The following is a 26271-nucleotide window of genomic DNA, read 5'->3' on the forward strand; positions in this document are numbered from 1 at the left end:
CCTGCCGATCGACATGCAGTATCAGACCCGCGTCTGACCCAGCGGTCGGCTGACCCCGATGCGTGCCGATCGCGTCTTCGCGTACGGCGCCGCCGCCGGACTTCTCGGTGATCTGCTGCTCGGCGACCCGCGCCGGGGGCATCCGGTCGCCGCGTTCGGGCGGGCTGCCGCTGCGGTGGAACGGGTGTTGTGGCGCGACCACCGCGCGTGGGGTGCGGTGCACACCGCCGTGTGCGCCGGAGGCGCCGCTGCGGTCGGGGCGCTCGCCGCTCGTGTCGTACGTACCTCCCCTGCCGCCTCCGTCGCGCTGACCGCCGCCGCCACCTGGGCCGTTGTCGGCGGGACCTCGCTCGCGCGCGAGGCGCGGGGCATCGGGCGGGCCTTGGACGCGGGGGACGTCGAAGGGGCCCGGGAGCGGCTGCCGCATCTGTGCGGTCGGGATCCGCAGGCGCTCGACTCGGACGGGATCGCCCGGGCCGTCGTCGAGTCCGTTGCCGAGAACACCTCCGATGCCGTCGTGGGGGCTCTCGTGTGGGGAGCCGTCGGTGGTGTGCCGGGGCTCGTCGGGTTTCGGGCCGTCAACACCCTTGACGCCATGGTGGGGCACAAGTCGGCCCGGTATCGGCGGTACGGGTGGGCTTCGGCCCGGCTCGACGACGTCGCCGGGTGGCCGGGGGCGCGGCTGACCGCCGTGCTCGCCGCTGTCGCCGGGGGCGATCCGCGGGGGGCCGTGGGAGCCTGGCGTGCCGACGCCGCCAAGCATCCGAGTCCCAACGCCGGGCCGGTCGAGGCGTCGTTCGCCGGGGCCCTCGGGGTGCGGCTGGGCGGGACCCTGTCGTACGGGGGGCGGGTCGAGCACCGGCCCGTGCTCAACGGTGCCGCCGGGCGCGCCGTCGCCACGCACGACATCGAGCGTGCCGTACGGCTCTCCCAGCGCGTCAGTTGGCTTGCGCTCGGCGTCAGTGTCGCCGTGCGCCGCATCGTGAAGGGGCGTACGTCATGACGGGCGGTGGGCTTCTCGTCGCCGGTACCACTTCCGACGCCGGCAAGAGCGTCGTCACCGCCGGGATCTGCCGGTGGCTGGTACGGCAGGGGGTCAAGGTCGCGCCCTTCAAGGCGCAGAACATGTCCCTCAATTCGTTCGTGACGCGGGAGGGGGCCGAGATCGGGCGGGCGCAGGCCATGCAGGCACAGGCCTGTCGGGTCGAGCCCACCGCGCTGATGAATCCCGTGCTGCTCAAGCCCGGTGGCGAGCAGAGCAGCCAGGTCGTGCTCATGGGCAAGCCGGTCGGGGAGATGAGTGCCCGTGGGTATCACGGCGGGCGGCAGCAGAAACTCCTCGGGACGGTGCTCGACTGTCTCGCCGAGTTGCGGGGCACGTATGACGCGGTGATCTGTGAGGGGGCCGGGAGCCCGGCCGAGATCAATCTCAGGCGGACCGACATCGTGAACATGGGGATCGCCCGGAATGCCGGGCTTCCTGTGGTCGTGGTCGGGGACATCGACCGTGGTGGCGTCTTCGCCTCCTTCTTCGGGACCCTCGCCCTGCTGTCGCCCGAGGATCAGGCTCTCGTCGCGGGGTTCCTCGTCAACAAGTTCCGGGGGGACGTCAGCCTCCTGGAGCCCGGGCTCGACATGCTGCACGGGCTCACCGGGCGCCACACCTACGGCGTCCTGCCCTTCCAGCACGGCCTGGGCATCGACGAGGAGGACGGGCTGCGGGTGTCGCTGCGCGGGGCGGTGCGGGAATCCCAGGTCTCCTCGCCCGTCGGCGAGGACGTCCTGCGCGTCGCCGTCTGCGCCATCCCCCTCATGTCCAACTTCACGGACGTGGACGCCCTCGCCGCCGAACCCGGTGTGGTCGTGCGGTTCGTGGACCGGCCCGAGGAGCTCGCGGACGCCGATCTCGTCGTCGTTCCGGGTACGAGGGGAACGGTCAAGGCCCTTGAGTGGCTCCGGGAGCGGGGGCTGGCCCAGGCCCTGCAGCGCAGGGCCGCCGAACAAAAGCCCCTCCTCGGCATCTGCGGCGGCTTCCAGGTGCTCGGCGAGCACATCGAGGACGAGGTCGAGAGCCGCAGGGGCCACGTCGACGGGCTCGGGATCCTGCCCGTGCGGGTGCGGTTCGCCCGCGAGAAGACCCTCACCCGGCCGACCGGGGAAGCCCTCGGCGAGCAGGTCGAGGGGTACGAGATCCATCACGGGGTCGCCGAGATCAGCGACGGGGCCCCCTTCCTGGACGGCTGCCGGGTCGGTCAGACCTGGGGCACGCACTGGCACGGCTCGCTGGAGTCGGACGGTTTCCGGCGGGCCTTTCTGCGTGAGGTGGCGGCCGCCGCGGGCCGTCGCTTCGTGCCGGCCGCCGACACCTCGTTCGCCGCGCTGCGCGAGGAGCAGCTCGACCGGCTCGGCGATCTGATCGAACAGCACGCGGACACGGACGCGCTCTGGCGGCTCATCGAGTCGGGCGCGCCGCAAGGACTGCCTTTCATTCCACCGGGAGCGCCCGCATGAGCACTGTGTTGTTGTTGTCGACCGCCGACACGGATCTGCTGGCGGCCCGGGCCGCCTCCGGTGCCGACTACCGGATCGGCAACCCGACCCGCGTGGACGTCGAGAGCGAGCTGCCCGCGCTGCTCGACGGCGCGGACATCGCCGTCGTACGGCTGCTGGGCGGCAAGCGGGCCTGGGAGGACGGGCTCGCCAGGCTGAAGGCGTCCGGTGTCCCGACCGTGCTGCTGGGCGGCGAGGCCGTTCCGGACGCCGAGTTGATGGCCGAGTCGTCGGTGCCGGCCGGTGTGGTGGCCGAGGCGCTGAAGTATCTCGTCGAGGGCGGGCCCGCCAACCTCACCGAGCTCGCGCGGTTCCTCTCCGACACCGTGCTGCTGACGGGCGAGGGGTTCGTCGAGCCGCAGAAGATGCCGGAGTACGGCGTCCACGGCGAGCGTCCCCTCGTCGACGGCCGTCCGACGGTCGGCGTGCTCTTCTACCGGGCCCACGAGCTGAGCGGCAACACCGCCTTCGTGGACACCCTGTGCGAGGCCGTCGAGGCGCGGGGCGCCAACGCCCTTCCCGTGTACTGCGGTTCGCTGCGCGGTGCGGACGCGGAACTGTACGAGATCCTCGGCAAGGCCGACGCCCTGGTCGCCACCGTCCTCGCGGCGGGCGGCACGCACGCCTCGCAGGCGTCGGCGGGCGGTGACGAGGAGGCGTGGGACATCGGCAGGCTGGCCGAGCTCGACGTCCCCGTGCTGCAAGGTCTCTGCCTCACCTCGTCCCGGGCCGCCTGGGACGAGTCCGACGCCGCCCTCTCCCCCATGGACGCGGCGATGCAGGTCGCGATCCCCGAGTTCGACGGGCGCCTCATCACCGTCCCCTTCTCCTTCAAGGAGCAGGGCCCGGACGACGTACCCGTGTACGTCGCCGACCCGGAGCGGGCCGCGCGCGTCGCCGGGATCGCCGTACGGCACGCGCAGTTGAGGCACAAGCCGAACGCCGACAAGAAGCTCGCGCTCGTGTTCACCGCCTACCCGACCAAGCATTCGCGCGTCGGCAACGCGGTCGGCCTCGACACGCCCGCCTCGGCCGTGCGCGTGCTGGACGCCCTCAAGGAGGCCGGGTACGGCCTCACCGAGTACCCCGACAATGGCGACGAGTTGATCCACCGCCTCATCGAGGCGGGCGGGCACGACGTCGAATGGCTCACCGAGGACCAGTTGGCCTCCGCGCCCGCGCGCGTGCCGCTGGCCGACTACCGGGCCTGGTTCGACAAGCTCGACCCCGAGCTGCGCGACGCCATGCTTCAGGCGTGGGGCGAGCCGCCGGGTTCGCTGTACGTCGACGGGGACGACATCGTCCTCGCCTCGCTCCAGTTCGGGAACGTCGTCGTGATGATCCAGCCGCCGCGCGGCTTCGGCGAGAACCCGATCGCGATCTACCACGACCCGGACATGCCGCCGTCCCACCACTACATGGCGGCCTACCGCTGGCTGGAGAACTCCTTCGGCGCCGACGCGATCGTGCACATGGGCAAGCACGGCACGATGGAGTGGCTGCCGGGCAAGGGACTCGGGCTCAGCGGCGGTTGCGCGCCGGACGCCGTGCTCGGTGATCTGCCCCTGATCTACCCGTTCATCGTCAACGACCCCGGCGAGGGCACCCAGGCCAAGCGCCGCGGTCACGCCACGGTCGTCGACCACCTCGTGCCGCCGATGGCGCGCGCCGACACCTACGGCGACCTGGCCAAGCTGGAGCAGCTCCTCGACGAGTACGCGCTCGTCTCCGACCTGGACCCGACGAAGGCGCCCGCGGTCCGGGCGCAGATCTGGACGCTGGTCAAGGCGGCCGAACTCCACCACGACCTGCATGTCGACGAGCAGCCGGACGACGAGACCTTCGACGAGTTCGTCATGCACATCGACGGCTATCTGTGCGAGATCAAGGACGTGCAGATCCGCGACGGGCTGCACATCCTCGGCGGCGGGCCGGTCGGTGAACCGCGCGTCAACCTCGTACTCGCCGTGCTGCGCGCCTCGCAGGTGTGGGGCGGGCAGGCCAATGCCCTGCCGGGGCTGCGGGCTTCCCTGGCCGCTCATTTCGGGCTCGACGAGAAGGAGTTGCTGTCCGAGCCGGGTGCGCCGGTGAAGGTGCCGGTGGAGCTGTCCGACCTCGTCGAGGGCCCGTCGCGTACGGCCGCCGACGCGATCGACCTGCTGGAGCAGCTGTGCCGGCGGATCGCGCAGGGGATGGAGGAGCGCGACTGGGCGGTCGCGCAGAGCCGTCCGCTGGTGCGTGCCGTCGTCGGCACCGAACTCCCCGACGCCGTCGCCGTGGTGGAGTTCGCCTGCAACGAGGTCGTGCCCCGCCTGGCGAGGACCACCGACGAGATCGGCCACATCCTCAGGGCCCTCGACGGCGGTTACGTCCCCGCGGGTCCCTCCGGTTCGCCGACGCGCGGGCTCGTGAACGTGCTGCCGACCGGCCGGAACTTCTACTCCGTCGACCCCAAGGCCATCCCGTCCAGGCTGAGTTGGGAGGTCGGCCAGTCGCTCGCCGACTCGCTGGTCGCCCGCTACCTCCAGGACACCGGCGAATACCCGAAGTCCGTCGGCCTGACGGTCTGGGGCACGTCCGCGATGCGCACCCAGGGCGACGACATCGCCGAGATCCTCGCACTGCTGGGCTGCCGTCCGGTGTGGGACGACGCCTCGCGCCGGGTGACCGGCTTCGAGGTCATCGGCCTGGCGGAGCTCGGGCGGCCGCGCATCGACGTCACGGTGCGCATCTCCGGCTTCTTCCGGGACGCCTTCCCGCACGTGGTCGGGCTGATCGACGACGCGGTGCGGACGGTGGCCGAACTGGACGAGCCGGCCGACAGCAACTACGTCCGGGCGCACGCCGACGAGGACACCGCCGAGCACGGCGACCGGCGGCGCGCGACGGCCCGTGTCTTCGGCTCCAAGCCGGGCGCGTACGGGGCCGGTCTGCTGCCGCTGATCGACGCCCGGAACTGGCGTTCCGACGCCGACCTGGCCGAGGTCTACGCGGTCTGGGGCGGCTACGCCTACGGGCGCGGGCTCGACGGGCGGGCGGCGCGCGGGGACATGGAGACCGCGTTCAAGCGGATCAACGTCGCCGCGAAGAACGTCGACACGCGCGAGCACGACCTCGTCGACGCCGACGACTACTTCCAGTACCACGGCGGCATGGTCGCCATGGTGCGGCACCTGACGGGCGCCAACCCCGAGGCGTACGTCGGTGACTCCGCCGTACCCGACCAGGTGAAGACGCGCACCCTCGGCGAGGAGACCCACCGTGTCTTCCGCGCCCGCGTCGTCAACCCGCGCTGGATGGCGGCCATGCGCCGGCACGGCTACAAGGGCGCCTTCGAGATGGCGGCGACCGTGGACTACCTCTTCGGGTACGACGCCACGGCCGGGGTCGTCGACGACTGGATGTACGAGAAGCTGTCGGCCGAGTACGTCTTCGACGCCGAGAACCAGGACTTCATGAAGAAGTCCAACCCGTGGGCGCTGCGCGGCATCACCGAGCGACTGCTGGAGGCCGCCGACCGCGGGCTGTGGGCCGAGCCGGACGCCGACACGCTGGAGCGGCTGCGCGCCACGTACCTGGAGCTGGAAGGCGACTTGGAGGGCGACGAGAAGTGACCACCCCCTTCCCCTTTACGGCCGTTGTCGGCCAGGACGACCTGCGGCTCGCGCTGCTGCTGAACGCCGTGTCACCGGCGGTCGGCGGTGTGCTGGTGCGCGGCGAGAAGGGCACGGCCAAGTCGACGGCGGTGCGGGCGCTTTCGGCGCTGATGCCCGAGGTTGCGGTGGTCGCCGGGTGCCGTTTCTCGTGCGACCCGGCCACTCCCGACCCCGCGTGCCCGGACGGGCCGCACGAGGCCGGGGCGGGCAGCGAGCGCCCCGCCCGTATGGTCGAGCTCCCCGTCGGCGCCTCCGAGGACCGGCTGGTGGGCGCGCTGGACATCGAGCGGGCCCTCGCCGAGGGCGTGAAGGCCTTCGAGCCGGGCCTGCTCGCGGACGCGCACCGCGGAATCCTGTACGTCGACGAGGTCAACCTCCTCCACGACCACCTCGTCGACCTGCTGCTGGACGCGGCAGCGATGGGCGCGTCGTACGTCGAGCGCGAGGGTGTCTCCGTCCGGCACGCCGCCCGTTTCCTGCTCGTCGGCACCATGAACCCCGAAGAGGGCGAGCTGCGCCCGCAGCTGCTCGACCGGTTCGGGCTGACCGTCGAGGTCGCGGCCTCACGGGAGCCCGATCAGCGGGTGGAGGTCGTACGGCGGCGGCTCGCGTACGACGACGATCCGGCCGGCTTCGCCGCGCGGTGGGCGGACGAGGAGGCCGCCGTACGGGCGCGGATCGTGGCGGCGCGGGAGCTGCTGCCGTCGGTGCGGCTGGGCGACGGGGCGCTGCGGCAGATCGCGGCCACCTGTGCCGCCTTCGAGGTGGACGGGATGCGGGCCGACATCGTGATGGCCCGTACGGCCACCGCGCTGGCCGCGTGGGCCGGGCGGACCGATGTGCTCGCCGAGGATGTGCGACAGGCGGCGCTGCTCGCGCTGCCGCACCGCAGGCGCCGTAATCCCTTTGACGCGCCGGGACTGGACGAGGACAAGCTCGACGAGACGCTGGAGGAGTTCTCCGGTGAGGGCGAGGGCGACGAGGATCCCGACCCCGACGGGCCCGGCGGGGGTGGCGGGCAGCCGCCGTCCGAGGGACCGCAGGCCGACGGTGGTTCCGGCGCGCGGCCCGAGGCCGGCGAGGGCGGGGAGCCGCAGCCTTCCGGGGCCGGTTCGGGCGAGCAGTCCGCCGTACGGGCCTCCGCGCCCTTCCGCACCAAGGTGCTCAGCGTGCCCGGCATCGGCGAGGGTGCCGCCGGGCGGCGTTCGCGGGCGCGGACGGAGCACGGGCGGACCACGGGGGCCCGGCGTCCCCGAGGGGCCCTGACCAAGCTGCACTTGGCGGCCACCGTGCAGGCGGCCGCGCCGCATCAGCGGGCTCGGGGCCGGTCCGGGCCGGGGCTCGTGGTGCGCCGGGACGATCTGCGGCAGGCGGTTCGGGAAGGGCGCGAGGGCAATCTCGTGCTGTTCGTCGTCGACGCCTCGGGGTCGATGGCGGCGCGGCAGCGGATGAGTGCGGTGAAGGGGGCCGTGCTGTCGCTGCTGCTGGATGCGTACCAGCGACGGGACAAGGTGGGGCTGGTGACGTTTCGCGGGTCGGCCGCCGATGTCGCGCTGCCGCCCACGTCGTCGGTGGATGCCGCCGCGGCTCGGCTGGAGACGCTGCCGACCGGTGGGCGTACTCCGCTCGCGGCCGGGCTGCTCAAGGCCCATGAGGTGCTGCGGGTGGAACGGCTCAGGGATCCGGCTCGGCGGGCGCTCGTCGTGGTCGTGACCGACGGGCGGGCCACGGGTGGCCCCGAGCCGGTCGCGCTCGCGGGGCGGGCGGCCCGGTTGTTCGCGGCGGAGGGTGTCGCGTCCGTGGTGGTCGACTGCGAGTCGGGGCCTGTGCGGCTGGGGCTCGCGGGGCAGCTCGCGGGTGAGCTGTGCGGTACGGCCGTGACGCTGGACGAGTTGCGGGCGGAGTCGATCGCCGGGCTGGTCAGGGATGTACAGGGTGGGTCGAAGAGGAGGGCCGCGTAATGCCGCAGGGACAGCCGAGTGTGGTGCCGGACGATGGCCTGACGACCCGTCAGCGTCGTAATCGGCCGCTGGTCGTCGTGCACACGGGCATCGGGAAGGGCAAGTCGACCGCAGCGTTCGGGCTTGCCCTGCGTGCCTGGAACCAGGGGTGGCCCATCGGGGTGTTCCAGTTCGTCAAGTCGGCCAAGTGGAAGGTCGGCGAGGAGAACGCGCTGCGGGTGCTCGGTGCCAGTGGTGAGGGCGGGTCCGTCGACTGGCACAAGATGGGTGAGGGCTGGTCGTGGGTGCAGCGTGACGATCAGATGGACAACGAGGACAAGGCCCGGGAGGGCTGGGAGCAGGTCAAGCGGGACCTGGCTGCCGAGACGTACAAGCTGTACGTGCTCGACGAGTTCGCCTACCCGATGCACTGGGGGTGGGTGGACACCGACGAGGTCGTCGATGTGCTGCGGAATCGGCCCGGGAACCAGCACGTGGTCATCACCGGGCGGAACGCACCCGACAAGCTCGTCGAGTTCGCCGACCTCGTGACCGACATGTCCAAGGTGAAGCACCCCATGGACGCGGGTCAGAAGGGCCAGAGAGGCATCGAGTGGTGACCGCGTGATGTCCTCCTCGTCCTCCTCCTCGTCCTCGTCCGTCCCTCGGTTGGTCATCGCCGCGCCGGCCTCCGGCAGTGGCAAGACCACCGTCGCCACGGGGTTGATGGCCGCGCTCGCCGCGCGGGGGCTTGCCGTGTCTCCGCACAAGGTGGGGCCGGATTACATCGATCCCGGGTATCACGCGCTCGCCACCGGGCGGGTGGGGCGGAACCTCGACGCGTATCTGTGCGGGCCGGAGCTGATCGGGCCGTTGTTCCTGCATGGGGCGCGTGGGTGCGACATCGCCGTCGTCGAGGGCGTCATGGGGATGTACGACGGGGCCGCCGGGGAGGGGGAGCTGGCGTCCACCGCGCATGTGGCGAAGCTGCTGCGGGCGCCGGTGGTGCTCGTCGTCGACGCGTCGTCGCAGTCGCGGTCCGTTGCGGCGCTGGTGCACGGGTTCGCGTCGTGGGATCCGCAGGTGCGGGTCGGGGGCGTGATTCTGAACAAGGTCGCGTCGGATCGGCATGAGGAGCTGCTGCGGGAGGCGTTGGACGCGGCTGGGGTGCCTGTGCTGGGGGTGCTGCGGCGGGTTGCCCAGGTGGATACGCCGTCTCGGCATCTGGGGCTGGTGCCGGTCGCGGAGCGGCGGGTGGAGGCCGTGGAGGCGGTGGCGGCGATGGCCGCGCAGGTCTCCGACGGGTGTGATCTGGAGGCGTTGCTGGGGCTGGCGCGGAGTGCGGGTGCGTTGGCGTGTGCGGCTTGGGACGCGGCTGAGGCCTTGGTTTCCTCGCCCCCGCCGCCCCTTCCCGTCCCGTCCCTGGGGGCTGCCGCCCCCGGACCCCCGCTTCGGCCCGAAGGGCCTCGTCCTCAAACTCCCCCAGAGGGGGGACCCCCAGACGGGCTGGTCATCGCCGTTGCCGGAGGGTCCGCGTTCACGTTCTCCTACGCGGAACACGCGGAACTTCTCACCGCCGCCGGTGCCGAAGTCGTCCCCTTCGACCCCCTGCGGGACGAACAGCTCCCCGAGGGCACCCGTGGCCTGGTCATCGGGGGCGGCTTTCCCGAGGTGTACGCCTCCGAGCTGTCCGCCAACGAACCCCTGCGCAAGGCCATCGGTGACTTCGCGTTGAGCGGCGCTCCCGTCGCCGCCGAGTGTGCCGGGCTGCTCTATCTCTGTCGGGAGCTGGACGGGCAGCCCATGTGCGGGGTGCTCGACGCCGGTGCCCGGATGAGCGAGCGGCTCACGCTCGGGTATCGGGACGCGGTCGCCGTGAGCGACAGTGTGCTCGCCGGCGCGGGAACGCGGATGCGGGGGCACGAGTTTCATCGGACCGTCGTCGAGCCCGGCTCGGGGGCGGCGCCCGCCTGGGGTGTGCTCACCGCTCGACGGCGGGTCGAAGGTTTCGTACAGCAGGGCGTGCACGCGAGTTATCTGCACACGCACTGGGCCTCGCAGCCCGGTGTCGCCCATCGGTTCGTGGAGAGGTGCCGGACGTCATGAGCAGCAGCAGGTTGATCGGAGTCGGGGTCGGTCCCGGTGATCCGGAGCTGGTGACCGTCAAGGGCGTCAACGCTCTGCGGGCCGCCGATGTCGTCGTCGTACCCGTGATGGACACGGGTGAGCGTGGGCGCGCCGAGGCGACCGTGCTGCATTACGTGCCCGAGGAGAAGGTCGTTCGGGTCGTGTTCGCCCTCAATGAGCGCACCGACCGGGCGCGGCGCGAGGCCGCCTGGGACGCGGCGGGCGAGCGGGTGGCCGAGTTGTTGCGCGGGCATGGCACCGTCGCCTTCGCGACCATCGGTGACCCCAACGTGTACTCCACCTTCACCTATCTCGCCCAGACCATCGGCGAGCTGGTGCCCGGCACCGTCGTCGAGACCGTCCCCGGCATCACCGCCATGCAGGACCTCGCCGCCCGTTCGGGAGCCGTGCTCACCGAGGGGACCGAGCCGCTCACGCTCGTGCCCGTCACGGCGGGGGCGACGGTGCTCAAGGAGGCCCTCGGCGGGCCCGGGACCGTCGTCGCCTACAAGTTCGGGCGCCAGGCGGGCGAGGTCGCCGAGGCCCTGCGGGAGACCGGGCGGCTCCAGGACGCGGTGTGGGGGTCGGCGCTGGGGCTGACGGACGAGTCGATCCGGCCGGCCGCCGAGCTCGACGGCACCCCCCTCCCCTACCTCTCGACGCTCATCGCACCCGCTCGGCGGGAGGGCGGCCGGGGCGGCAAGCTCTGACTCCTGTCGACACCCTGGACCCTGCCAACCTCACCCCCTCACCCCCCCCAACCCCCCGCCGCCCCCCCCTGTGGCCGACCCCTTGTAGGAGGACCGATTCCCATGGCCGATGCCCTCACCGGCAAGGTGACCTTCGTCGGTGCCGGCCCCGGCGCCGCCGATCTGCTGACGTTCCGTGCCGCGCGTGCCATCGCCGAGGCCGACGTCGTGATCTGGGCGGCCAGCCTGGTGCAGGCGGAGGTCCTCCAGCACGCGCGCGAGGACGCCGAGATCCTCGACTCGGCCACCATGTCCCTGGAGGACGTCGTCGCCGTGTACGAGCGGGCCCATGAGGCCGGGCTCAAGGTCGCCCGTATTCACTCCGGTGACCCCGCCCTCTGGGGCGGTACGCAGGAGCAGCTCGACCGGTGTGCCGGGATCGGCGTCGAGACCGAGGTCGTGCCCGGGGTCTCCGCCTTCTCCGCCGTGGCCGCGCTCGCCCAGCGGGAGCTGACCATCCCCGAGGTCGCGCAGTCCGTCGTCCTCACCCGGCTCGGTGGCGGCAAGACGCCGATGCCGCCCGGCGAGGAGGTGCGGGAGTTCGCCAAGCACGGGACCACCATGGCGATCTTCCTGTCGGCCGCCCGTAGCGGGCAGCTCGTGCGGGAGCTGTTGGAGGGCGGGTATCCGACGTCCACGCCGGTCGTCGTCGCCTACCAGGCGACCTGGCCGGAGGAACTCGTCGTGAAGTGCACGATCGGGACGCTGGAGGAGACCGTCAAGGAGCACAAGCTCTGGAAGCACACCCTGTTCCTGGTCGGCCCGGCCCTGGACGCGCAGGGCACGCGCTCGCACCTCTACCACCCCGGTCACTTCCACGGATACCGGAAGGCCGACCCTCAGGCGCGCCGGGCGCTGCGCGAGCGCGGGGCGAGCACGTGATGACCGAGCGGCCGGTCACGGTCGTCGGCACGGGGACGGGGGCTCCGCTGCCAAAGGACGTCCTCGCCGGGGCCGAGCTGGTGGTCGGCGGGCGGCGGCATCTGGACGCCGTACGACTGGCCGACGGCGTGGAGCGGGTCGTGCTCGGGGCGCTGGCTCCTGCCCTGGACACCATCGCGGAGTACGTCGCGAAGGACCGGCGGGTGGTCGTGCTGGCCTCCGGTGACCCCGGGTTCTTCGGGATCGTGCGGGTGCTGGCCGAGCGGTTCGGGGCGGAGCGGCTCGATGTGCGGGCCGGTGTGTCCTCCGTCGCCGCCGCCTTCGCGCGGCTCGGGCTGACCTGGGACGACGCGGTCGTCGTCAGCGCGCACGGGCGGGAGCCGCACACGGCCGTCAACGTCTGCCGGGCGCATCCGAAGGTGGCCGTGCTGACCGGGCCGGGCGCCGGGCCCGCCGAGTTGGGCGCGGCGCTCGCCCGTACCGCCCCCGGGCGGGTCCTGGTCGTGGCGTCCGCGCTGGGTGACCCCGCCCGCGAGCGTGTGGAACGGGTCTTGCCCGGCGAGGCCGCGCGGCGGGACTGGGGTACGGCGGTGAGTGTCGTGCTCTGCCTGGACGAGACGCGGGCGCCGGGCGGCGTGCGTACGGTCGCCGGGGCGGCCGCCGCGCCCGCCGAATGGGCCCTGGACGAGGGCGAGTTCGCGCACCGCGACTCCATGATCACCAAGTTCGAGGTGCGGGCGCTCGCCCTGGCCCGGCTCGGGCCGCGCCGCGGCGACCTCGTCTGGGACATCGGCGCGGGCTCCGGTTCCGTGGCCGTGGAGTGCGCGCGGTTCGGTGCCGCCGTCACCGCGGTCGAGAAGACCCCGGACGGCATCGCGCGGATCCGCGCCAACGCCGCCGCGCACGGCGTCGACGTCCACGTCGTGCACGGGGCGGCGCCCACCGTCCTGTCCGACCTCGACGATCCGGACGCCGTGTTCATCGGGGGCGGGGGGCGTGAGCTGCCGGCCATCGTCACGGCGTGTGCGCGGCGGGCGCGGCGTGCGGTCGTGGTCGCCATGGCGGCGCTGGACCGCGTGCCGGCGGCCCGCGAGGCGCTGAAGAGTGCCGGGTTCGACTGCGACGGGGTGCTGTTGCAGTCGTCCCGGCTCGCGCCGCTGCCGGGGGACGTGACCCGGCTGGCGGCGACCAATCCCGTGTTCCTGCTGTGGGGCGTCCGGCCTCCGGTTCGTACTGAAGAAGGAGTTGCCCAGTGATCGGCCTCATTTCCGCCACCGCGGCGGGGGCGGCGGCGCGGGACCGGCTGGTCGCCGCGTGGCCGGAGCGTGTGCGCGTGTACGAAGGGCCCGTCGGGGACGCCGTACGACGGGCGTTCGCGGAGTGCGAGCAGCTCGTGTGCTTTCTCGCGACGGGAGCGGTCGTACGGCTGATCGCCCCGCTGCTGGGTGACAAGGCGTCCGACCCGGGTGTGGTGTGCGTCGACGAGGGCGGGCGGTTCGCCGTGTCGCTGGTCGGCGGGCACGGCGGCGGCGCCAATGAACTCGCCCGGGAGGTCGGGGAGTTGCTGGGGTCCGAGCCCGTGGTGACGACGGCGACCGATGCCGTGGGGGTGCCCGGTCTTGACATGCTCGGGTTCCCGGTGGAGGGCGATGTCGCCGGGGTTTCCCGGGCCCTGCTCGACGGTGAACCGGTGGCGCTGCGGGCCGAGTTGGCGTGGCCGCTGCCCCCGCTGCCGGTCGCCGCCGAGGGTTCCCGCACCATCCGTGTGACGGATCGGCTCGTCGAGCGCGCCGCCGAGCGCGAGGTCGTCCTGCGCCCGCCGTCCCTCGTCGTCGGCGTCGGTGCCTCCAAGGGAGCCTCTGCCGACGAGGTGCTCGGGCTGATCGAGAGCGCGCTCGGCGACGCCGGCCTCTCCCCCAGGTCCCTCGCCGAACTCGCCACCGTCGACGCCAAGGCCGACGAACCCGGCATCGTCGAGGCCGCCGAGCGTCTCGGCGTCCCCCTCGTCACCCACTCCGCCGAGGAACTGGCCGCCGTCGAGGTCCCCAACCCCTCCGACGCGCCCCTCGCCGCCGTGGGCACCCCCTCCGTCGCCGAGGCCGCCGCTCTCGTGCGGGGCGGCGAACTCCTCGTACCCAAGCGCAAGTCGCAGCGCGCCGACGGGCAGCCGGCGATGGCGACCTGTGCCGTCGTACGGCGGCCCGGGCGCGGGCGGCTCGCGGTCGTCGGGCTCGGACCCGGTGCCCGTGATCTGCTGACGCCGCGCGCGAAGGCGGAGCTGCGGCGCGCTTCCGTGCTCGTCGGGCTCGACCAGTACGTCGACCAGATCCGCGACCTGCTGCGGCCCGGCACGCGGGTCCTGGAGTCGGGGCTCGGCGCCGAGGAGGAGCGGGCCCGGACGGCGGTCGAGGAGGCCCGCAAGGGGCAGGCGGTCGCGCTGATCGGCAGCGGGGACGCGGGCGTGTACGCCATGGCCTCCCCCGCGCTCGCGGAGGCCTCCGACGACATCGAGGTGATCGGAGTGCCGGGCGTCACCGCAGCGCTCGCGGCCGCCGCGATCCTCGGTGCGCCGCTCGGGCACGACCACGTCTCGATCAGCCTCTCCGACCTGCACACACCGTGGGAGGTCATCGAACGGCGGGTGCGGGCCGCGGCCGAGGCGGACATCGTGGTCACCTTCTACAACCCCCGCTCCCGGGGCCGCGACTGGCAGCTGCCCAAGGCCCTCGCGATCCTCGCCGAGCACCGCAAGCCGACGACGCCGGTCGGTGTCGTACGGAACGCGTCGCGGCCGGACGAGTCCAGTCGGCTCACGACACTGGGCGCCCTCGACCCGGCGACGGTCGACATGATGACGGTCGTGACGGTGGGCAACACGGCGACCCGGGACATCGCGGGGCGCATGGTGACGCCGCGCGGCTACCGCTGGCAGGCACCGCAGGAGGGCGCCAAGTGAACAGTGCGGCTCGTGTGGTCCACCCGATCGAAGTGGAGTCCTACCGGCGGCTGCGCGCCCGCCTGGACACCTCGCGCTTCCCGCCGCTGACCCGGGCGGTGGTGGAGAGGGTCATCCACTCCGCCGCGGATCTCGACTACGCCACCGATCTCGTCATGGACGAGGGCGACCTGGAGAAGGCGCACCGCGCACTGCACTCCGGCGCGCCCGTCGTCACGGACGTGGAGATGGTCGCGGCCGGGATCACCCGGCGCGAGACCGTCTGCCGCCTCAGGGACGCCGAGTCCGGGCCGGGCCTGACCCGTTCGGCGCACGCGATCCGGCTCGCCTACGAGCAGGTCGGCCCGGGTGCCCTCTGGGTGATCGGCAACGCGCCGACCGCGCTGGAGGAGCTGCTGACCCTGGACGCCGCCCCGGCCCTCGTCATCGGCCTGCCCGTCGGCTTCGTCGGCGCGGTCGAGTCCAAGGCCGCGTTGCGCGAGAGCGGGCTGCCCGCCGTGAGCAACGTGTCCGAGAAGGGCGGTTCGGCGGTCGCCTCCGCCGCACTCAACGCCCTGCTGTACCACCCCCTTACGCAGAAGAACGAGTCTCAGAAGAACGAGGAGAAATCGTGACCACCCCGCCGCCCGCCCTGCTCATCGCCGGTCATGGCACCCGGGACGATGCCGGAGCCGAGGCGTTCCGCGACTTCGTCCGGGAGCTGGGGGCCCGCCACCCCGAACTGCCCGTCGCGGGCGGCTTCATCGAACTGTCCCCGCCGCCGCTGGGCGACGCCGTGACCGAGCTGGTCGAGCGGGGCGTACGGCGGTTCGCCGCCGTGCCGCTGATGCTGGTGTCCGCCGGGCACGCCAAGGGTGACATCCCGGCGGCGCTGGCCCGCGAGAAGGAGCGGCACCCCGGGATCTCGTACACCTACGGCCGCCCGCTCGGCCCGCACCCGTCGCTGCTGTCCGTCCTGGAGCGGCGCCTGGACGAGGCGCTCGGCGCCGGGGGCCGCACGCCCGGGGACCGGGCCGATGTGACCGTGCTGCTGGTCGGGCGCGGGTCGACCGACCCGGACGCCAACGCCGAGGTGCACAAGGCGGCGCGGCTGCTGTGGGAGGGGCGCGGATACGCGGGCGTGGAGACGGCGTTCGTGTCGCTCGCGGCGCCGGACGTGCCGAGCGGCCTGGACCGCTGCGTGAAGCTCGGTGCGCGGAAGATCGTCGTTCTCCCCTACTTCCTCTTCACCGGCATCCTGCCGGACCGCGTGCGGCAGCAGACGGAGGGCTGGGCGGCCGCGCACCCGGAGGTCGAGGTGCGCTCGGCGGATGTCATCGGTCCGGAGCCGGAGCTCCTCGACCTGGTGATGGAGCGGTACGAGGAGGCGCTGAAGGGCGACCTGCGGATGAACTGCGACTCGTGCGTGTACCGCATCGCGCTGCCCGGCTTCGAGGACAAGGTCGGCATGCCCCAGCAGCCGCACTTCCACCCGGACGACGACGGCCACCACCACGGGCACGGTCATCACGACCACGGCCACCACCATGGCACCCACTCCCATGCCCACTGATCACACGCCGACCGAGGCGCACGACCTCCGCCACCACGGCGACGCCGAGGTCCGCGACGACGGCTCGGCGCTCGTCGACCTCGCCGTGAACGTCCGCGCGGACACACCGCCCGCATGGCTGCGCGAGCGGATCGCGGGGTCGCTGGGCTCCCTCGCCGCCTACCCGGACGGGCGGGCCGCGCGGGCGGCGGTGGCGGCGCGGCACGGACTCCCGGCGCAACGCGTGCTGCTCACGGCGGGGGCGGCGGAGGCATTCGTCCTCCTCGCCCGCGCCCTGAAGGTGCGCCGGCCGGTCGTCGTGCATCCGCAGTTCACGGAGCCGGAGGCGGCCCTGCGGGACGCGGGGCACACGGTCGACCGGGTGCTGCTGCGGGAGGAGGACGGCTTCCGCCTCGACCCGGCGGCCGTCCCCGAGGACGCCGACCTGGTGGTCGTCGGCAACCCCACCAACCCGACCTCGGTGCTCCACCCGGCCGCGTCCCTGGCCGAACTCGCCCGCCCCGGGCGGACGTTGGTGGTGGACGAGGCGTTCATGGATGCGGTGCCGGGTGAGCGGGAGGCGCTGGCGAGCCGCACGGACATACCGGGTCTGGTGGTGCTGCGCAGTCTGACGAAGACCTGGGGCCTGGCCGGCCTGCGGATCGGCTACGTCCTCGCCGCCCCGGAGACCATCGCCGATCTGGAGCGCGCCCAGCCCCTGTGGCCGGTCTCCACACCCGCGCTCGCCGCCGCCGAGGCCTGCGTGTCGTCCCCGGCCCTGGCGGAGGCGGCCCACGCGGCCCACCGCATCGCCGCCGACCGGGCCCATCTCCTCGCGGGGCTCGGCGAGTTCGCCCCGGCCGGACTCCGGGTCGTCGAGCCCGCCGAGGGGCCCTTCGTCCTCGTCCGCCTGCCGAGGGCGGCAGCGGTACGGGAGCACCTGCGCGCGCTCGGGTTCGCGGTGCGGCGCGGGGACACGTTCCCCGGGCTGGGAGAGGAGTGGCTGCGGCTGGCGGTGCGGGACCGGGGGACGATCAACCGGTTCCTGCGGGCGCTGGACCAGGCGATGGCTCTGGCGCGCCGCTGAGCCCGGCGGGCACCCGCTCCAGGGTGCCGTCCGGGAAGCGGACCTCCACGGTGCCCTCGCCGGTGACGGTCGCGCTCGCTCCCGTGAGCGGTGTGTGCGGGTCGGCGCTCAGCACGACGAGGGTCACCAACAGCCGTGCGGCTTCGGGCAGTTGGAGCACCGGAGTCGCCGAGTGGTGGCCCACGGCGTTCGTGCCGACGGCAGGCACGACCACCGCCTCGGCCTCGTCCCAGCCGTACAGGCCGACGACCGCGCTGGTCAGCCCGTCCGAGCGGCGGGCCAGCGCCCAGCCGGGGCCGGTGTGCGCGACCGGGGGTGCCGTGTCGTCGGCCACCGCCCAACCGCCTTCCCGCACGGGCGTGGCAGGCGGTACGTCGAGGCGGTGCACCCGTACTTCCCATGCGCCGCGCACCACGCTGACGGTCTCGATACGGCCGTCCTGCCAGGACCCGGCCCTGTGGCCCTCGGCGCCCAGGGGATGGATGCGTCCGCGCCGGGAGGGTGTGCCGTCGGGGCCCAGCAGCGCGATGTGGTTGTCGACGCCCGGTGTTTCGGGGGCGGTCGCGCTGGAGTAGGCGAACCGGGCGTAGTGCGGGCTGTCGTCGGCCGCGGCGGGCGGGGGCGGGAGGCGGTCGCTGCCGTGGTTGACCAGCCGGACGATCCCGTCGGCCGTGGTGGCGTGCAGCAGCCAGCCGGGGGCGGGCACGGCCAGGGTCACGTCTTCGGTGTCCACGGGGGCGGGTTCCTCCGGTGCCGTCCAGACGGGGTGGTCGGCAGGCAGCAGCAGCCCCAGGAAGGCCTTGCTCGCCCAGTACGGGGAGGCGGGCCCCGAGTAGCGCTGGGCGACGGGGAGGAAGGGCCCGTACCAGCCGAGCGTGAGCAGACCACGCTCGTCGGGCACACCCCGCTCGGCGAAGTGCTTCAGCGCACCGCAGGCGAGGCGGCGGGTGCGGCCCGGCGGGAGCGGGGTGGCGTCGGCGAGGGCGCCCGCCCACAGCGGGGCGGTGGTCGCGAAGCGGTAGGTGAGGGAGCGGCCCTGGTGGACGGGGGCGCCGTCGGAGCCGAAGAAGTGCTGGTGGACGGCGAGGAACTCGCGCAGCCGGGCACCGTGCCGGGCGACGGTCGCCGCGTCCGCCCGCGAGCCCGCGAGCCGCGCCCACAGCACCGGATACAGGTGCAGCGCCCAGGCGTTGTAGTAGTCGAACTTCCGCCCGTCACCGTCGGTGTACCAGCCCCCGCCCCGGTACCAGTCGTCCAGGCGGGCGAGCCCGGCGTCGATCTCGGCCCGGCTGTGCGGGGCGCCGACGGAGGCGAGGAACTCCTCGGTGATGACCTGGAACAGCCGCCAGTTGGAGTCGTTGACGTCCGCACCGACGAAGGCGCCGAGCCAGGCGCACACCCGCTGCCGTACCTCGTCGTCGAGGTGGTCCCACAGCCAGGGGCGGGTCTCGTGCAGCGCGATGGCGACGGAGGCCGCCTCGACCATCGGCTGGGCGCGGCCGGTGATGGGGGGCCAGTGTTCGGGGTGGTGCGGGTCGGTGCCGGCGGCGAGTCCGGTGGCGTATCGCTCGATGAGAGCCGGGCTGACCCGGCCGCCCGAGCCCGCGATACGGAAGGCGGCGAGGAGGAAGGAGCGCGCGAAGCCTTCCAGGCCGTCGGACCAGGGGCCGGAGTGGCTGGGCGGGCCGGGCAGGCGGTACTGGGCGAAACCTGGTGTGGCGTACGGCAGCAGCCCGTCGAGGAGTCGGTCGGCGATCGACTCCCAGTGGGCGCGGGTCCAGCCGGTGAGGGGTGAGAGCACCGGGTCGGCCGGGGGCAGGTCGGGAAGATTCGGCAGATTCGGCAGGTGCGTCGGGTCGTCGGGGGGCGACACATGCGGCGCGGTCATACGGGGGTGGGTCCTCCGTCGGTCGGTCGTGGCCGGGGTGGGGCGACACTTCGGCGCACGACGATGTGGGTGCCGAGCAGGTGGTGGCTGCCGCCGGCGTGCTCGGGGTCGCGCAGGGCGATGCGGACGGCGGCGCGGCCGAGCTCCTCGGCCGGGGTGCGCACGGTGGTGAGGGGCGGGTTGAAGTCCTCGGCGAGGGGGATGTCGTTGTAGCCGACGACGGAGATGTCGTCGGGGACGCTGAGGCCCGTGTCCGCGATGGCCCGCAGGGCGCCGGCCGCCACCATGTCGTCCCCGGCGAAGACGGCGGTGAACTCCCGTGTCTCCTTCAGGAGTTCGGTCATCGCGCGCAGGCCCGCCGCACGGCCCAGACCGCAGTCGACGACGTGTGCGGCCTCGGGCGGCAGCCCGTGTTCGGCGAGCGCAGCCCGGTAGCCGGCGACACGGGCCTCCAGCGCGGTGTTGCCGGGCAGCCCGCCGAGGAAGACGATCCGGCGGTGGCCGGCGGAGAGCAGGTGCCCGGTGATCGCCCGGGCGCCCGCCTCGTTGTCGAACTCCACGACCAGCGCGGGGATCTCGGGGTCGGGCGCCGGGCGTCCGCACAGCACGAGCCGGGCGCCCGAGGAGTCGAGCGCCTGGGCGTAGTGGGCGACGCGCTCCCGGTAGGCGTCGTCCTCGACGACCCCGCCGACCAGGATCACCAGCCGCGCCCCCTCCTCCCGCATCAGCTGCACGAACTCCATCTCGCGCTGCGGATCCCCGCCGGTCGCGCCGACCACGCACAGCCAGCCCCGGTCGGCGGCCTCGGCCTCCACGCCCTCGGCGACCTGGGCGTAGAAGGGGCTGGTGACCTGGCGGACGACGACGGCGGCCATCTTGCGGCCGCCCCCCACCAGCGCACGCGCATGCGCGTTGGCGACGTAGTCGAGGTCACGCGCGGCGCGCAGCACGCGGGCCCTGGTCGAGGCGGGCACGGGATGGTTGCCGCTGAGCGCGCGCGACGCCGTGGCGATCGACACGCCCGCCCGCTCGGCGACCTCGCGGATCGTGACCCGCCGCTTGGACCCGGTGTCCGCCATGTCGTTCCCCATCCCCCGCGTCTCCTGTTCCACGAGCGGCCGTTCAGGCGTTGGCCGCGTAGTCCTTCGCGAACTCTCCGGCCATTCTGTCGCCGCCCCGGGCCCGCCACTTCTTCACCGTCGCGTCCCACTCCGACAGCGGGATGCGCCCGGCGACGATCCCGGTGACGGTGTCGTCGAGGAGGGCCTTGAGGGTGGTGCCCTGGGCGTTCTTGGTGCGGGACTGCAGGCCGAAGGAGGCGTCGCGGACGGCGTGCGGCACGACCTCGCGCTGCCAGGCGTGCAGGGCCCGTACGGCATCGGGCATGCCCGGCACGAACAGCACCTGCGGGCCCTCGGCGAGGTACTTCAGCGGCAGGTTGGTGTTGTTCTCGACCTCGCCGAGCTCGGTGGGCTCGGGGGAACCGTCCTTGGCGCGGGTGAAGTGGGTGCCCTCGACGCCGTAGTGGACGAGCTCCCACTCCTTGCTGCCGAAGGGGGCGGCGAGGAAGTCGAGGACGCGGAGCAGCATCTCGATCCGCTCCTTCTTCGCCGCCTTCAGGACGGTGTAGCCGAAGGACCGGCGGGCGGCGACGATCCCGCCGGGGGTGCCGTCGACGCTGTACGGCAGCGCCGCCGCCGGGGTCAGCTTGCCGCGCGATTCGCGGTACTTGGGCAGGTAGGCGCCGAAGCCGTCCTGCATGGAGCCGACGGTGCCGTTGTAGAAGAGGGTGGTCAGGTCGATCTGGGAGAGGGACGTGGCGTCCGGGTGGTACGAGCCGTTCTTGCGGAGCTGCGCCTGGAAGGCGATGGCGGCCTTGTAGCGTTCGTCGGCGCAGCCCGGCTGGAACGTCCCGTCCTTGGTGACCGCCCAGTTCTGCGGCGCGTTGTGGGCGGCGGAGTGCACTGCGTTGCCGAACAAGGAGCCGTTGGCGGCGCCGAGTGCGTACGTCCTCCCGCCGGTCGCCCGCTTCGCCACGGCGGCGAAGTCCTCGGACGTCCAGCCCTCCTTCATGCCGGCGTCGGTGAACATGCCCTGGTTGAGCCAGAGCGTGGAGCCGGGCAACGGGCGCTCCAGCGGGATGCCGTAGACGCGGCCGCCGATGCGGCCCATGTCGCGCCAGGCGTGGGTGGGGATGTTCGCGAGGTTGGGGTAGTCGGCGATCGCGTCGCCGGACAGGTACGGCGTGAGGTCCTCGGCGCGCCGCTGCACGAACTCGGCTTCGCGGGGCAGGACGAACCCGGAGAAGAGGTTGATGATGTCCGGCAGGGTGTCGGCGTCACCGGCCATGACCGTGGCCATCTTCTTCTGGTAGTCGGCCTGGGAGACGATCGTGTACTCGATCTTCACGCCGAGGGCGTTCTCGACGGCGGCCCAGAACCGGTTGGCGGAGGCGGGCTTGGGCGGGGTGCCGAACGACACCGACATGACCTTGACGGTGGAGCCGTCGCCCGGCGGCCGGGAGACGGACTGCACCAGCTCGGCGGGGTAGGCGGTGTATCCCGCCTGCACACCGGCCTCGGTGGGGGCGAGGTCCGGCTTGGGGCCCGCGGCGGGCGTGTACGCGGGCCAGGGCGCGAGCTTCTTGCCCGCGTTGGAGACGTCGCTGTCGCCGGAGCCGGTGGAGCAGGCGGTCAGCACACCCGGGACGGAGGCGGCGGCCAGGGAACCCAGCAGGGTGCGTCGGGACATGCGGGGCATGGGTGAATCACCTCGTGTCAGCTTGTTGGAGCTTGCTTCAGCTCTTGATGGCGCCGGTGAGCACGCCCTTGGTGAAGTACTTCTGCAGGAAGGGGTAGACGAGCAGGATCGGCACGGTGGCGATCACGAGCACCGCCATCTGCACGGTCTGCGGAGCGGTGATCGTCCCCTCGCCGGTGGTGGCGTCGGTGAGTCCGGACCCCGCGATCACATAGGTGCGCAGGACCTGCTGGAGGGGCCAGTGGTCGCTCTCCAGGTAGAGCGAGGCGTAGAACCAGGAGTTCCAGTACGCCACCGCGTAGAAGAGCCCTACGACGGCCAACGCGGCCTTGGACAGCGGCAGTACGACGGAGAGGAGCACCCGCCAGTCCCCCGCCCCGTCGAGGCGGGCGGCCTCGTACAGCTCCTCGGGGATGCCCTGGAAGAAGCCGCGCAGGACGACCAGGTTGAAGACGTTCACGAGCACCGGCAGGACCAGCGAGGCGTAACTGTCCAGCAGCCCCAGCTCCTTGACCAGCAGGAAGCTCGGGATCATGCCGGGCGGGAAGAGGAACGTGAACAGGACGAGCAGCAGGACCGGCCTGCCGCCGAAGGCGCCGGGCCGGGAGAGGGCGTAGGCGAGGGTGACGGTGCAGGCGAGGCTGAGCAGGGTGCCGGCGATCGTGACGCCCGCGCTGACGCCGAGGGCGTGGGTGACGATGCCGCCGTCGAGGATGTCGCGGTAGGCGTCGAGGCTCGGCTCGGTCGGCCACAGCACCCAGCCGCCGTTCGCGACGACCTCGTCGGTGGAGGCCAGCGAGGTCGAGACGATGACGAGGAACGGCACACAGACCAGGAGGACGACTGCGGCGAGGGCGAGTGCCTTGCCGGCCTGCGTCACCGGCTTCGGCTTCTCCATCCAGCCCGGACGGACCCGGCTGCTCACTTGTAGACCCCCTGTTCGCCGAGGCGGTGGGCGACCTTGTTGGCGGCGTAGACGAGGAGCGCGCCGATGACGCCCTTGAACAGGCCCGCGGCGGCCGCGAATCCGTAGTCGCCGCCGACGATGCCCTGGTAGTAGACGAAGGTGTCGATGATCTCGGCGGCCTCGGGGCCGACCGCGTCGCGCTGGAGCAGCATCTGCTCGAAGCCGACGGAGAGGATGTCGCCGAGCCGCATGATCAGCAGCAGCACGATCACCGGGCGGATGGCGGGCAGGGTGACGTGCCAGAAGCGGCGCCAGGGGCCGGCGCCGTCGATCGCGGCGGCCTCGTACTGCTGCTCGTCGACCTGCGCGAGGGCGGCGAGGAAGATGATCGTGCCCCAGCCGGCGTCCTTCCAGATGACCTGGGCGACGACGAGCGGGCGGAAGGCGTCGGGGTCGCCGATGATGTCGACGGTGCGCAGGCCCATGCCGTCCAGGCCGGAGTTGAGCAGTCCCGTGTCGCCGAGGACCTGCTGGAAGAGGGCGACGACGATCACCCACGAGATGAAGTGCGGCAGATACGCCACCGACTGCACGAGGCGGCGGACCGTGCTCCAGGTGAGGCTGTGCAGGAGCAGGGCGAGGGCGAGCGGCACCGGGAAGTAGCAGACGAGCTGGAGGACGGCGATCCAGACGGTGTTGAGGACGGCGTCCCAGAACGCGCCGTCCTCGAACATCCGCCGGAAGTTGCCGAGGCCCACCCAGGGGCTGCCCCAGAGGCCGTCGAAGGGGACGTACTCCTTGAAGGCGATGACGTTGCCGACCAGGGCGCCGTAGTGGAAGAGCAGGAAGTAGGCGAGGCCGGGGAGCATGAGCAGGAGGAGGGCGCGGGACTGTAAGCGTTTACGCTCCACTGATCCCCTCATCTCTCGGAGTCGGAGTGAGGGGAAGCTAAAACGTTTTCAGACGCCAGTCAACAGCCCTGACAAGAAGGGCTGTTGACTGGATGGGGATGCTCCGGTGTCAGCTCCTGCCGCGCCGCGCCAGCGCGACCGCTCCCCCGCCCGCGAGGAGCAGAGCGACCGCGCCGCCCGCGATGTACGGCGTCATGGAGTTGCCGCCGGTCTCGGCGAGGCCGTCCTCGGCGGACTCGCCCTGGGGCTTGACGTCGCCGGCCGAACCGGCGCCCGGGGCGGCGCTGGGGTCGGTGCTCGGGTCGGCTGCCTGCGCGGGCGCGTCCGGCGTTTCGCAGGTCGCCTCGGCCAGGGTCAGGGTGCCCTGGACGTCGGCCACGTTCAGCTTCAACGGGTTGACGGAGACCTTGAGTTCGAGGGCGGTGGCGGCGGCCGTACGTGATGCGGTCTCCGTCTTGGAGTAGTCCAGGCGCACGTCGCCCACGCCCGGCACCTCGACCTTCGTGGTCCCGCCCGCGGTCAGCGTGACCTTCTTGCCCAGCACGGTGACGTCACCCAGCAGGTTGGACGAGGCGGTCGGCGTCTTCCCGGCCTCGCAGGTCGCCTTGGAGGTGACCTGGCCGACCTCGATGAGGGAGAGCAGCGGCAGGCCGGGGACGTGGACCTTGGCGTGGGCGAGGTTGGTGTACCCCTCGGCCTTGCCACCGGCGACCGTCGCCTTCGACGAGGCGACCTCCGCGCTCAGCACGCTGAACGGCTTTCCGCCGTCCACGCCGTTCAACTGGGCGGTCAGGGTGGACTTTTCGGCGCTCTGCGGCGCCTGCACCTCGTTCAGGGAGACCGCGAGCGGGACGTTCACGGTCTTGTTGAGCAGGGAGACGTCGAGCCCGGTGCGCAGCACGACGGCGCTCGCGCGACCCTCGTCACCGGTCGCGTACGCGGGCCCCGCGCCGGCCAGGACCGCGGGCCCGGCGGCCAGGGCGGTGGCCGTCGCGACGGTGGCGAGACGGCGTGCGGGCATGCGGAAGTTCTTGCCGTTCAAGGTGGGGACCCCTCGGAGGAGACTTGCTCGGGACCTGCCAAGAATCGCGCATACGGGATGCCCGGTCAGCATCCTGCCGGGAGTTCACCCCTACGTGTGTTTCCCGTGCAGGTTTTCGAACCTCAGGGCACGCACGTTCTCCACAGTCACAGGCGCAACGGCCGACTCAGCCCACGATCTTCCCGTTCAGGACGATCCGTCGAGGCACCGCCAGCACCCGTACGTCGGCCCGCGGGTCGGACTCGTACACCACCAGGTCCGCCGCCGCCCCCTCCTCCAGGCCGGGACGGCCGAGCCACGCCCTGGCCGACCAGGTCGTCGCCGCGAGGGCCTCGACGGTGGGGATACCGGCGGTGACCAGTTCCGCGACCTCGGCCGCCACGAGGCCGTGGGGCAGGGTGCCGCCCGCGTCCGTGCCCACGAAGACGGGGATACCGGCGTCGTAGGCGGAGCGGACCGTGTCGTAGCGGCGTTCGTGGAGCCGGCGCATATGGGCCGACCAGCGGGGGAACTTGGACTCGCCACCGTCGGCCAGCTTCGGGAAGGTCGCGATGTTGACCAGGGTCGGCACGATCGCCACACCCCGCGAGGCGAAGAGCGGGATCAGGTCCTCGGTGAGGCCCGTGGCGTGTTCGATGCAGTCGATGCCCGACTCGACCAGGTCCTGCAGCGAATCCTCCGAGAAGCAGTGCGCGGTGACCCGGGCGCCCAGGCGGTGGGCCTGCGCGATGCCCGCCTCGACCACGTCCCGCGGCCAGGTCGGTGCGAGGTCCCCGAGGTCGCGGTCGATCCAGTCGCCGACCAGCTTGACCCAGCCGTCGCCGCGCCGGGCCTCCTGGGCGACGTAGGCGACCAGGTCCTCCGGCTCGATCTCGTGCGCGTAGCCGCGGATGTAGCGGCGGGTGCGGGCGATGTGCCGGCCGGCCCTGATGATCTTCGGCAGGTCCTCGCGGTCGTCGACCCAGCGCGTGTCCGAGGGCGAGCCGGCGTCGCGGATCAGCAGGGTGCCCGTGTCGCGGTCGGTCAGCGCCTGCTTCTCCGCGATGTTGTCGTCGACCGGGCCGTGCGGGCCGAGGCCCACATGGCAGTGCGCGTCGACGAGGCCGGGCAGGGCCCAGCCCTCGACGGTGCGGACGTCGCGGGCGCCGACGGGACGGTCGTACGAGATCCGGCCGTCGACGACCCACAGCTCGTCCCGGACGTCTTCGGCCCCGACCAGGACCCGGCCCTTCACGTGCAGCACACCCGCGCGATCGCTCATGTACTGCACCTTAATGACCGGACC

20 protein-coding genes are annotated in these 26271 nt (G+C 72.7%); 13 read left to right on the forward strand and 7 right to left on the reverse strand.

What is annotated here, in order from left to right; translation table 11 throughout:
- The first annotated feature begins 58 nt into the window (after nucleotides 1–58).
- The 13 genes from PBV52_RS10170 (at nucleotide 59) to cobC (ending at nucleotide 17478) form a co-directional block, all read left to right on the forward strand.
- A complete protein-coding gene (locus PBV52_RS10170; RefSeq protein ID WP_274237976.1) occupies nucleotides 59–1003 on the forward strand; it encodes a cobalamin biosynthesis protein in 945 nt (314 codons plus the stop codon).
- Nucleotides 1000–2511 carry a cobyric acid synthase gene (locus tag PBV52_RS10175; protein WP_274237977.1) on the forward strand — a complete coding sequence of 504 codons (1512 nt, stop codon included), beginning with the start codon at nucleotides 1000–1002 and terminating at the stop codon, nucleotides 2509–2511. Before PBV52_RS10170 ends, PBV52_RS10175 begins: the two co-directional genes overlap by 4 nt.
- A complete protein-coding gene (gene cobN / locus PBV52_RS10180; protein ID WP_274237978.1) occupies nucleotides 2508–6164 on the forward strand; it encodes a cobaltochelatase subunit CobN in 3657 nt (1218 codons plus the stop codon). Before PBV52_RS10175 ends, cobN begins: the two co-directional genes overlap by 4 nt.
- Nucleotides 6161–8167, forward strand: a complete 2007-nt coding sequence (locus PBV52_RS10185; protein WP_274237979.1) for a putative cobaltochelatase — start codon at nucleotides 6161–6163, stop codon at nucleotides 8165–8167. Before cobN ends, PBV52_RS10185 begins: the two co-directional genes overlap by 4 nt.
- Nucleotides 8167–8766, forward strand: a complete 600-nt coding sequence (cobO, locus tag PBV52_RS10190) for a cob(I)yrinic acid a,c-diamide adenosyltransferase (protein ID WP_274237980.1) — start codon at nucleotides 8167–8169, stop codon at nucleotides 8764–8766. Before PBV52_RS10185 ends, cobO begins: the two co-directional genes overlap by 1 nt.
- Before the next feature lie 7 nt (nucleotides 8767–8773).
- Nucleotides 8774–10252, forward strand: a complete 1479-nt coding sequence (locus tag PBV52_RS10195) for a cobyrinate a,c-diamide synthase (RefSeq protein WP_274237981.1) — start codon at nucleotides 8774–8776, stop codon at nucleotides 10250–10252.
- Entirely contained in the window at nucleotides 10237–10983 is a 747-nt protein-coding gene (gene cobI / locus PBV52_RS10200; protein WP_274237982.1) for a precorrin-2 C(20)-methyltransferase, read from the forward strand. Before PBV52_RS10195 ends, cobI begins: the two co-directional genes overlap by 16 nt.
- Before the next feature lie 102 nt (nucleotides 10984–11085).
- Nucleotides 11086–11904, forward strand: a complete 819-nt coding sequence (gene cobM / locus PBV52_RS10205) for a precorrin-4 C(11)-methyltransferase (protein WP_274237983.1) — start codon at nucleotides 11086–11088, stop codon at nucleotides 11902–11904.
- Nucleotides 11904–13160, forward strand: a complete 1257-nt coding sequence (gene cbiE, locus PBV52_RS10210) for a precorrin-6y C5,15-methyltransferase (decarboxylating) subunit CbiE (protein WP_274237984.1) — start codon at nucleotides 11904–11906, stop codon at nucleotides 13158–13160. The genes cobM and cbiE overlap by 1 nt, the downstream gene beginning before the upstream one ends.
- Entirely contained in the window at nucleotides 13157–14860 is a 1704-nt protein-coding gene (gene cobJ, locus PBV52_RS10215) for a precorrin-3B C(17)-methyltransferase (protein WP_274237985.1), read from the forward strand. The genes cbiE and cobJ overlap by 4 nt, the downstream gene beginning before the upstream one ends.
- The gene (locus PBV52_RS10220) at nucleotides 14857–15474 is read left to right on the forward strand and encodes a precorrin-8X methylmutase (RefSeq protein WP_274237986.1); all 618 of its coding nucleotides are present in this window, start codon (nucleotides 14857–14859) and stop codon (nucleotides 15472–15474) included. The genes cobJ and PBV52_RS10220 overlap by 4 nt, the downstream gene beginning before the upstream one ends.
- On the forward strand, nucleotides 15471–16412 hold the full coding sequence (locus PBV52_RS10225) for a sirohydrochlorin chelatase (RefSeq protein WP_274237987.1): 942 nt from the start codon (nucleotides 15471–15473) through the stop codon (nucleotides 16410–16412). Before PBV52_RS10220 ends, PBV52_RS10225 begins: the two co-directional genes overlap by 4 nt.
- Entirely contained in the window at nucleotides 16402–17478 is a 1077-nt protein-coding gene (cobC, locus tag PBV52_RS10230; RefSeq protein ID WP_274237988.1) for an Rv2231c family pyridoxal phosphate-dependent protein CobC, read from the forward strand. Before PBV52_RS10225 ends, cobC begins: the two co-directional genes overlap by 11 nt.
- Here cobC and PBV52_RS10235 read toward each other — a convergent pair.
- The 7 genes from PBV52_RS10235 to PBV52_RS10265 form a co-directional block, all read right to left on the reverse strand.
- The gene (locus PBV52_RS10235) at nucleotides 17426–19366 is read right to left on the reverse strand and encodes a DUF2264 domain-containing protein (RefSeq protein WP_274237989.1); all 1941 of its coding nucleotides are present in this window, start codon (nucleotides 19364–19366) and stop codon (nucleotides 17426–17428) included. The genes cobC and PBV52_RS10235 overlap by 53 nt on opposite strands.
- Nucleotides 19363–20457, reverse strand: coding sequence for a LacI family DNA-binding transcriptional regulator (locus tag PBV52_RS10240; protein ID WP_274237990.1), 1095 nt, complete (start codon nucleotides 20455–20457; stop codon nucleotides 19363–19365). The genes PBV52_RS10235 and PBV52_RS10240 overlap by 4 nt, the downstream gene beginning before the upstream one ends.
- Nucleotides 20458–20488: 31 nt before the next feature.
- A complete protein-coding gene (locus PBV52_RS10245; RefSeq protein ID WP_274237991.1) occupies nucleotides 20489–22126 on the reverse strand; it encodes an extracellular solute-binding protein in 1638 nt (545 codons plus the stop codon).
- A gap of 37 nt (nucleotides 22127–22163) precedes the next feature.
- On the reverse strand, nucleotides 22164–23051 hold the full coding sequence (locus PBV52_RS10250; protein WP_274237992.1) for a carbohydrate ABC transporter permease: 888 nt from the start codon (nucleotides 23049–23051) through the stop codon (nucleotides 22164–22166).
- The gene (locus tag PBV52_RS10255; RefSeq protein WP_274237993.1) at nucleotides 23048–23902 is read right to left on the reverse strand and encodes a sugar ABC transporter permease; all 855 of its coding nucleotides are present in this window, start codon (nucleotides 23900–23902) and stop codon (nucleotides 23048–23050) included. Before PBV52_RS10255 ends, PBV52_RS10250 begins: the two co-directional genes overlap by 4 nt.
- A gap of 151 nt (nucleotides 23903–24053) precedes the next feature.
- Nucleotides 24054–24986 (reverse strand): SCO1860 family LAETG-anchored protein, encoded by a 933-nt coding sequence (locus tag PBV52_RS10260; RefSeq protein WP_274237994.1) that lies wholly within the window; start codon nucleotides 24984–24986, stop codon nucleotides 24054–24056.
- A 166-nt stretch (nucleotides 24987–25152) separates the two neighbouring features.
- Entirely contained in the window at nucleotides 25153–26247 is a 1095-nt protein-coding gene (locus PBV52_RS10265; protein WP_274237995.1) for an amidohydrolase family protein, read from the reverse strand.
- Nucleotides 26248–26271 lie beyond the last annotated feature (24 nt).

This window comes from Streptomyces sp. T12 (assembly GCF_028736035.1).
Classification (GTDB): domain Bacteria; phylum Actinomycetota; class Actinomycetes; order Streptomycetales; family Streptomycetaceae; genus Streptomyces.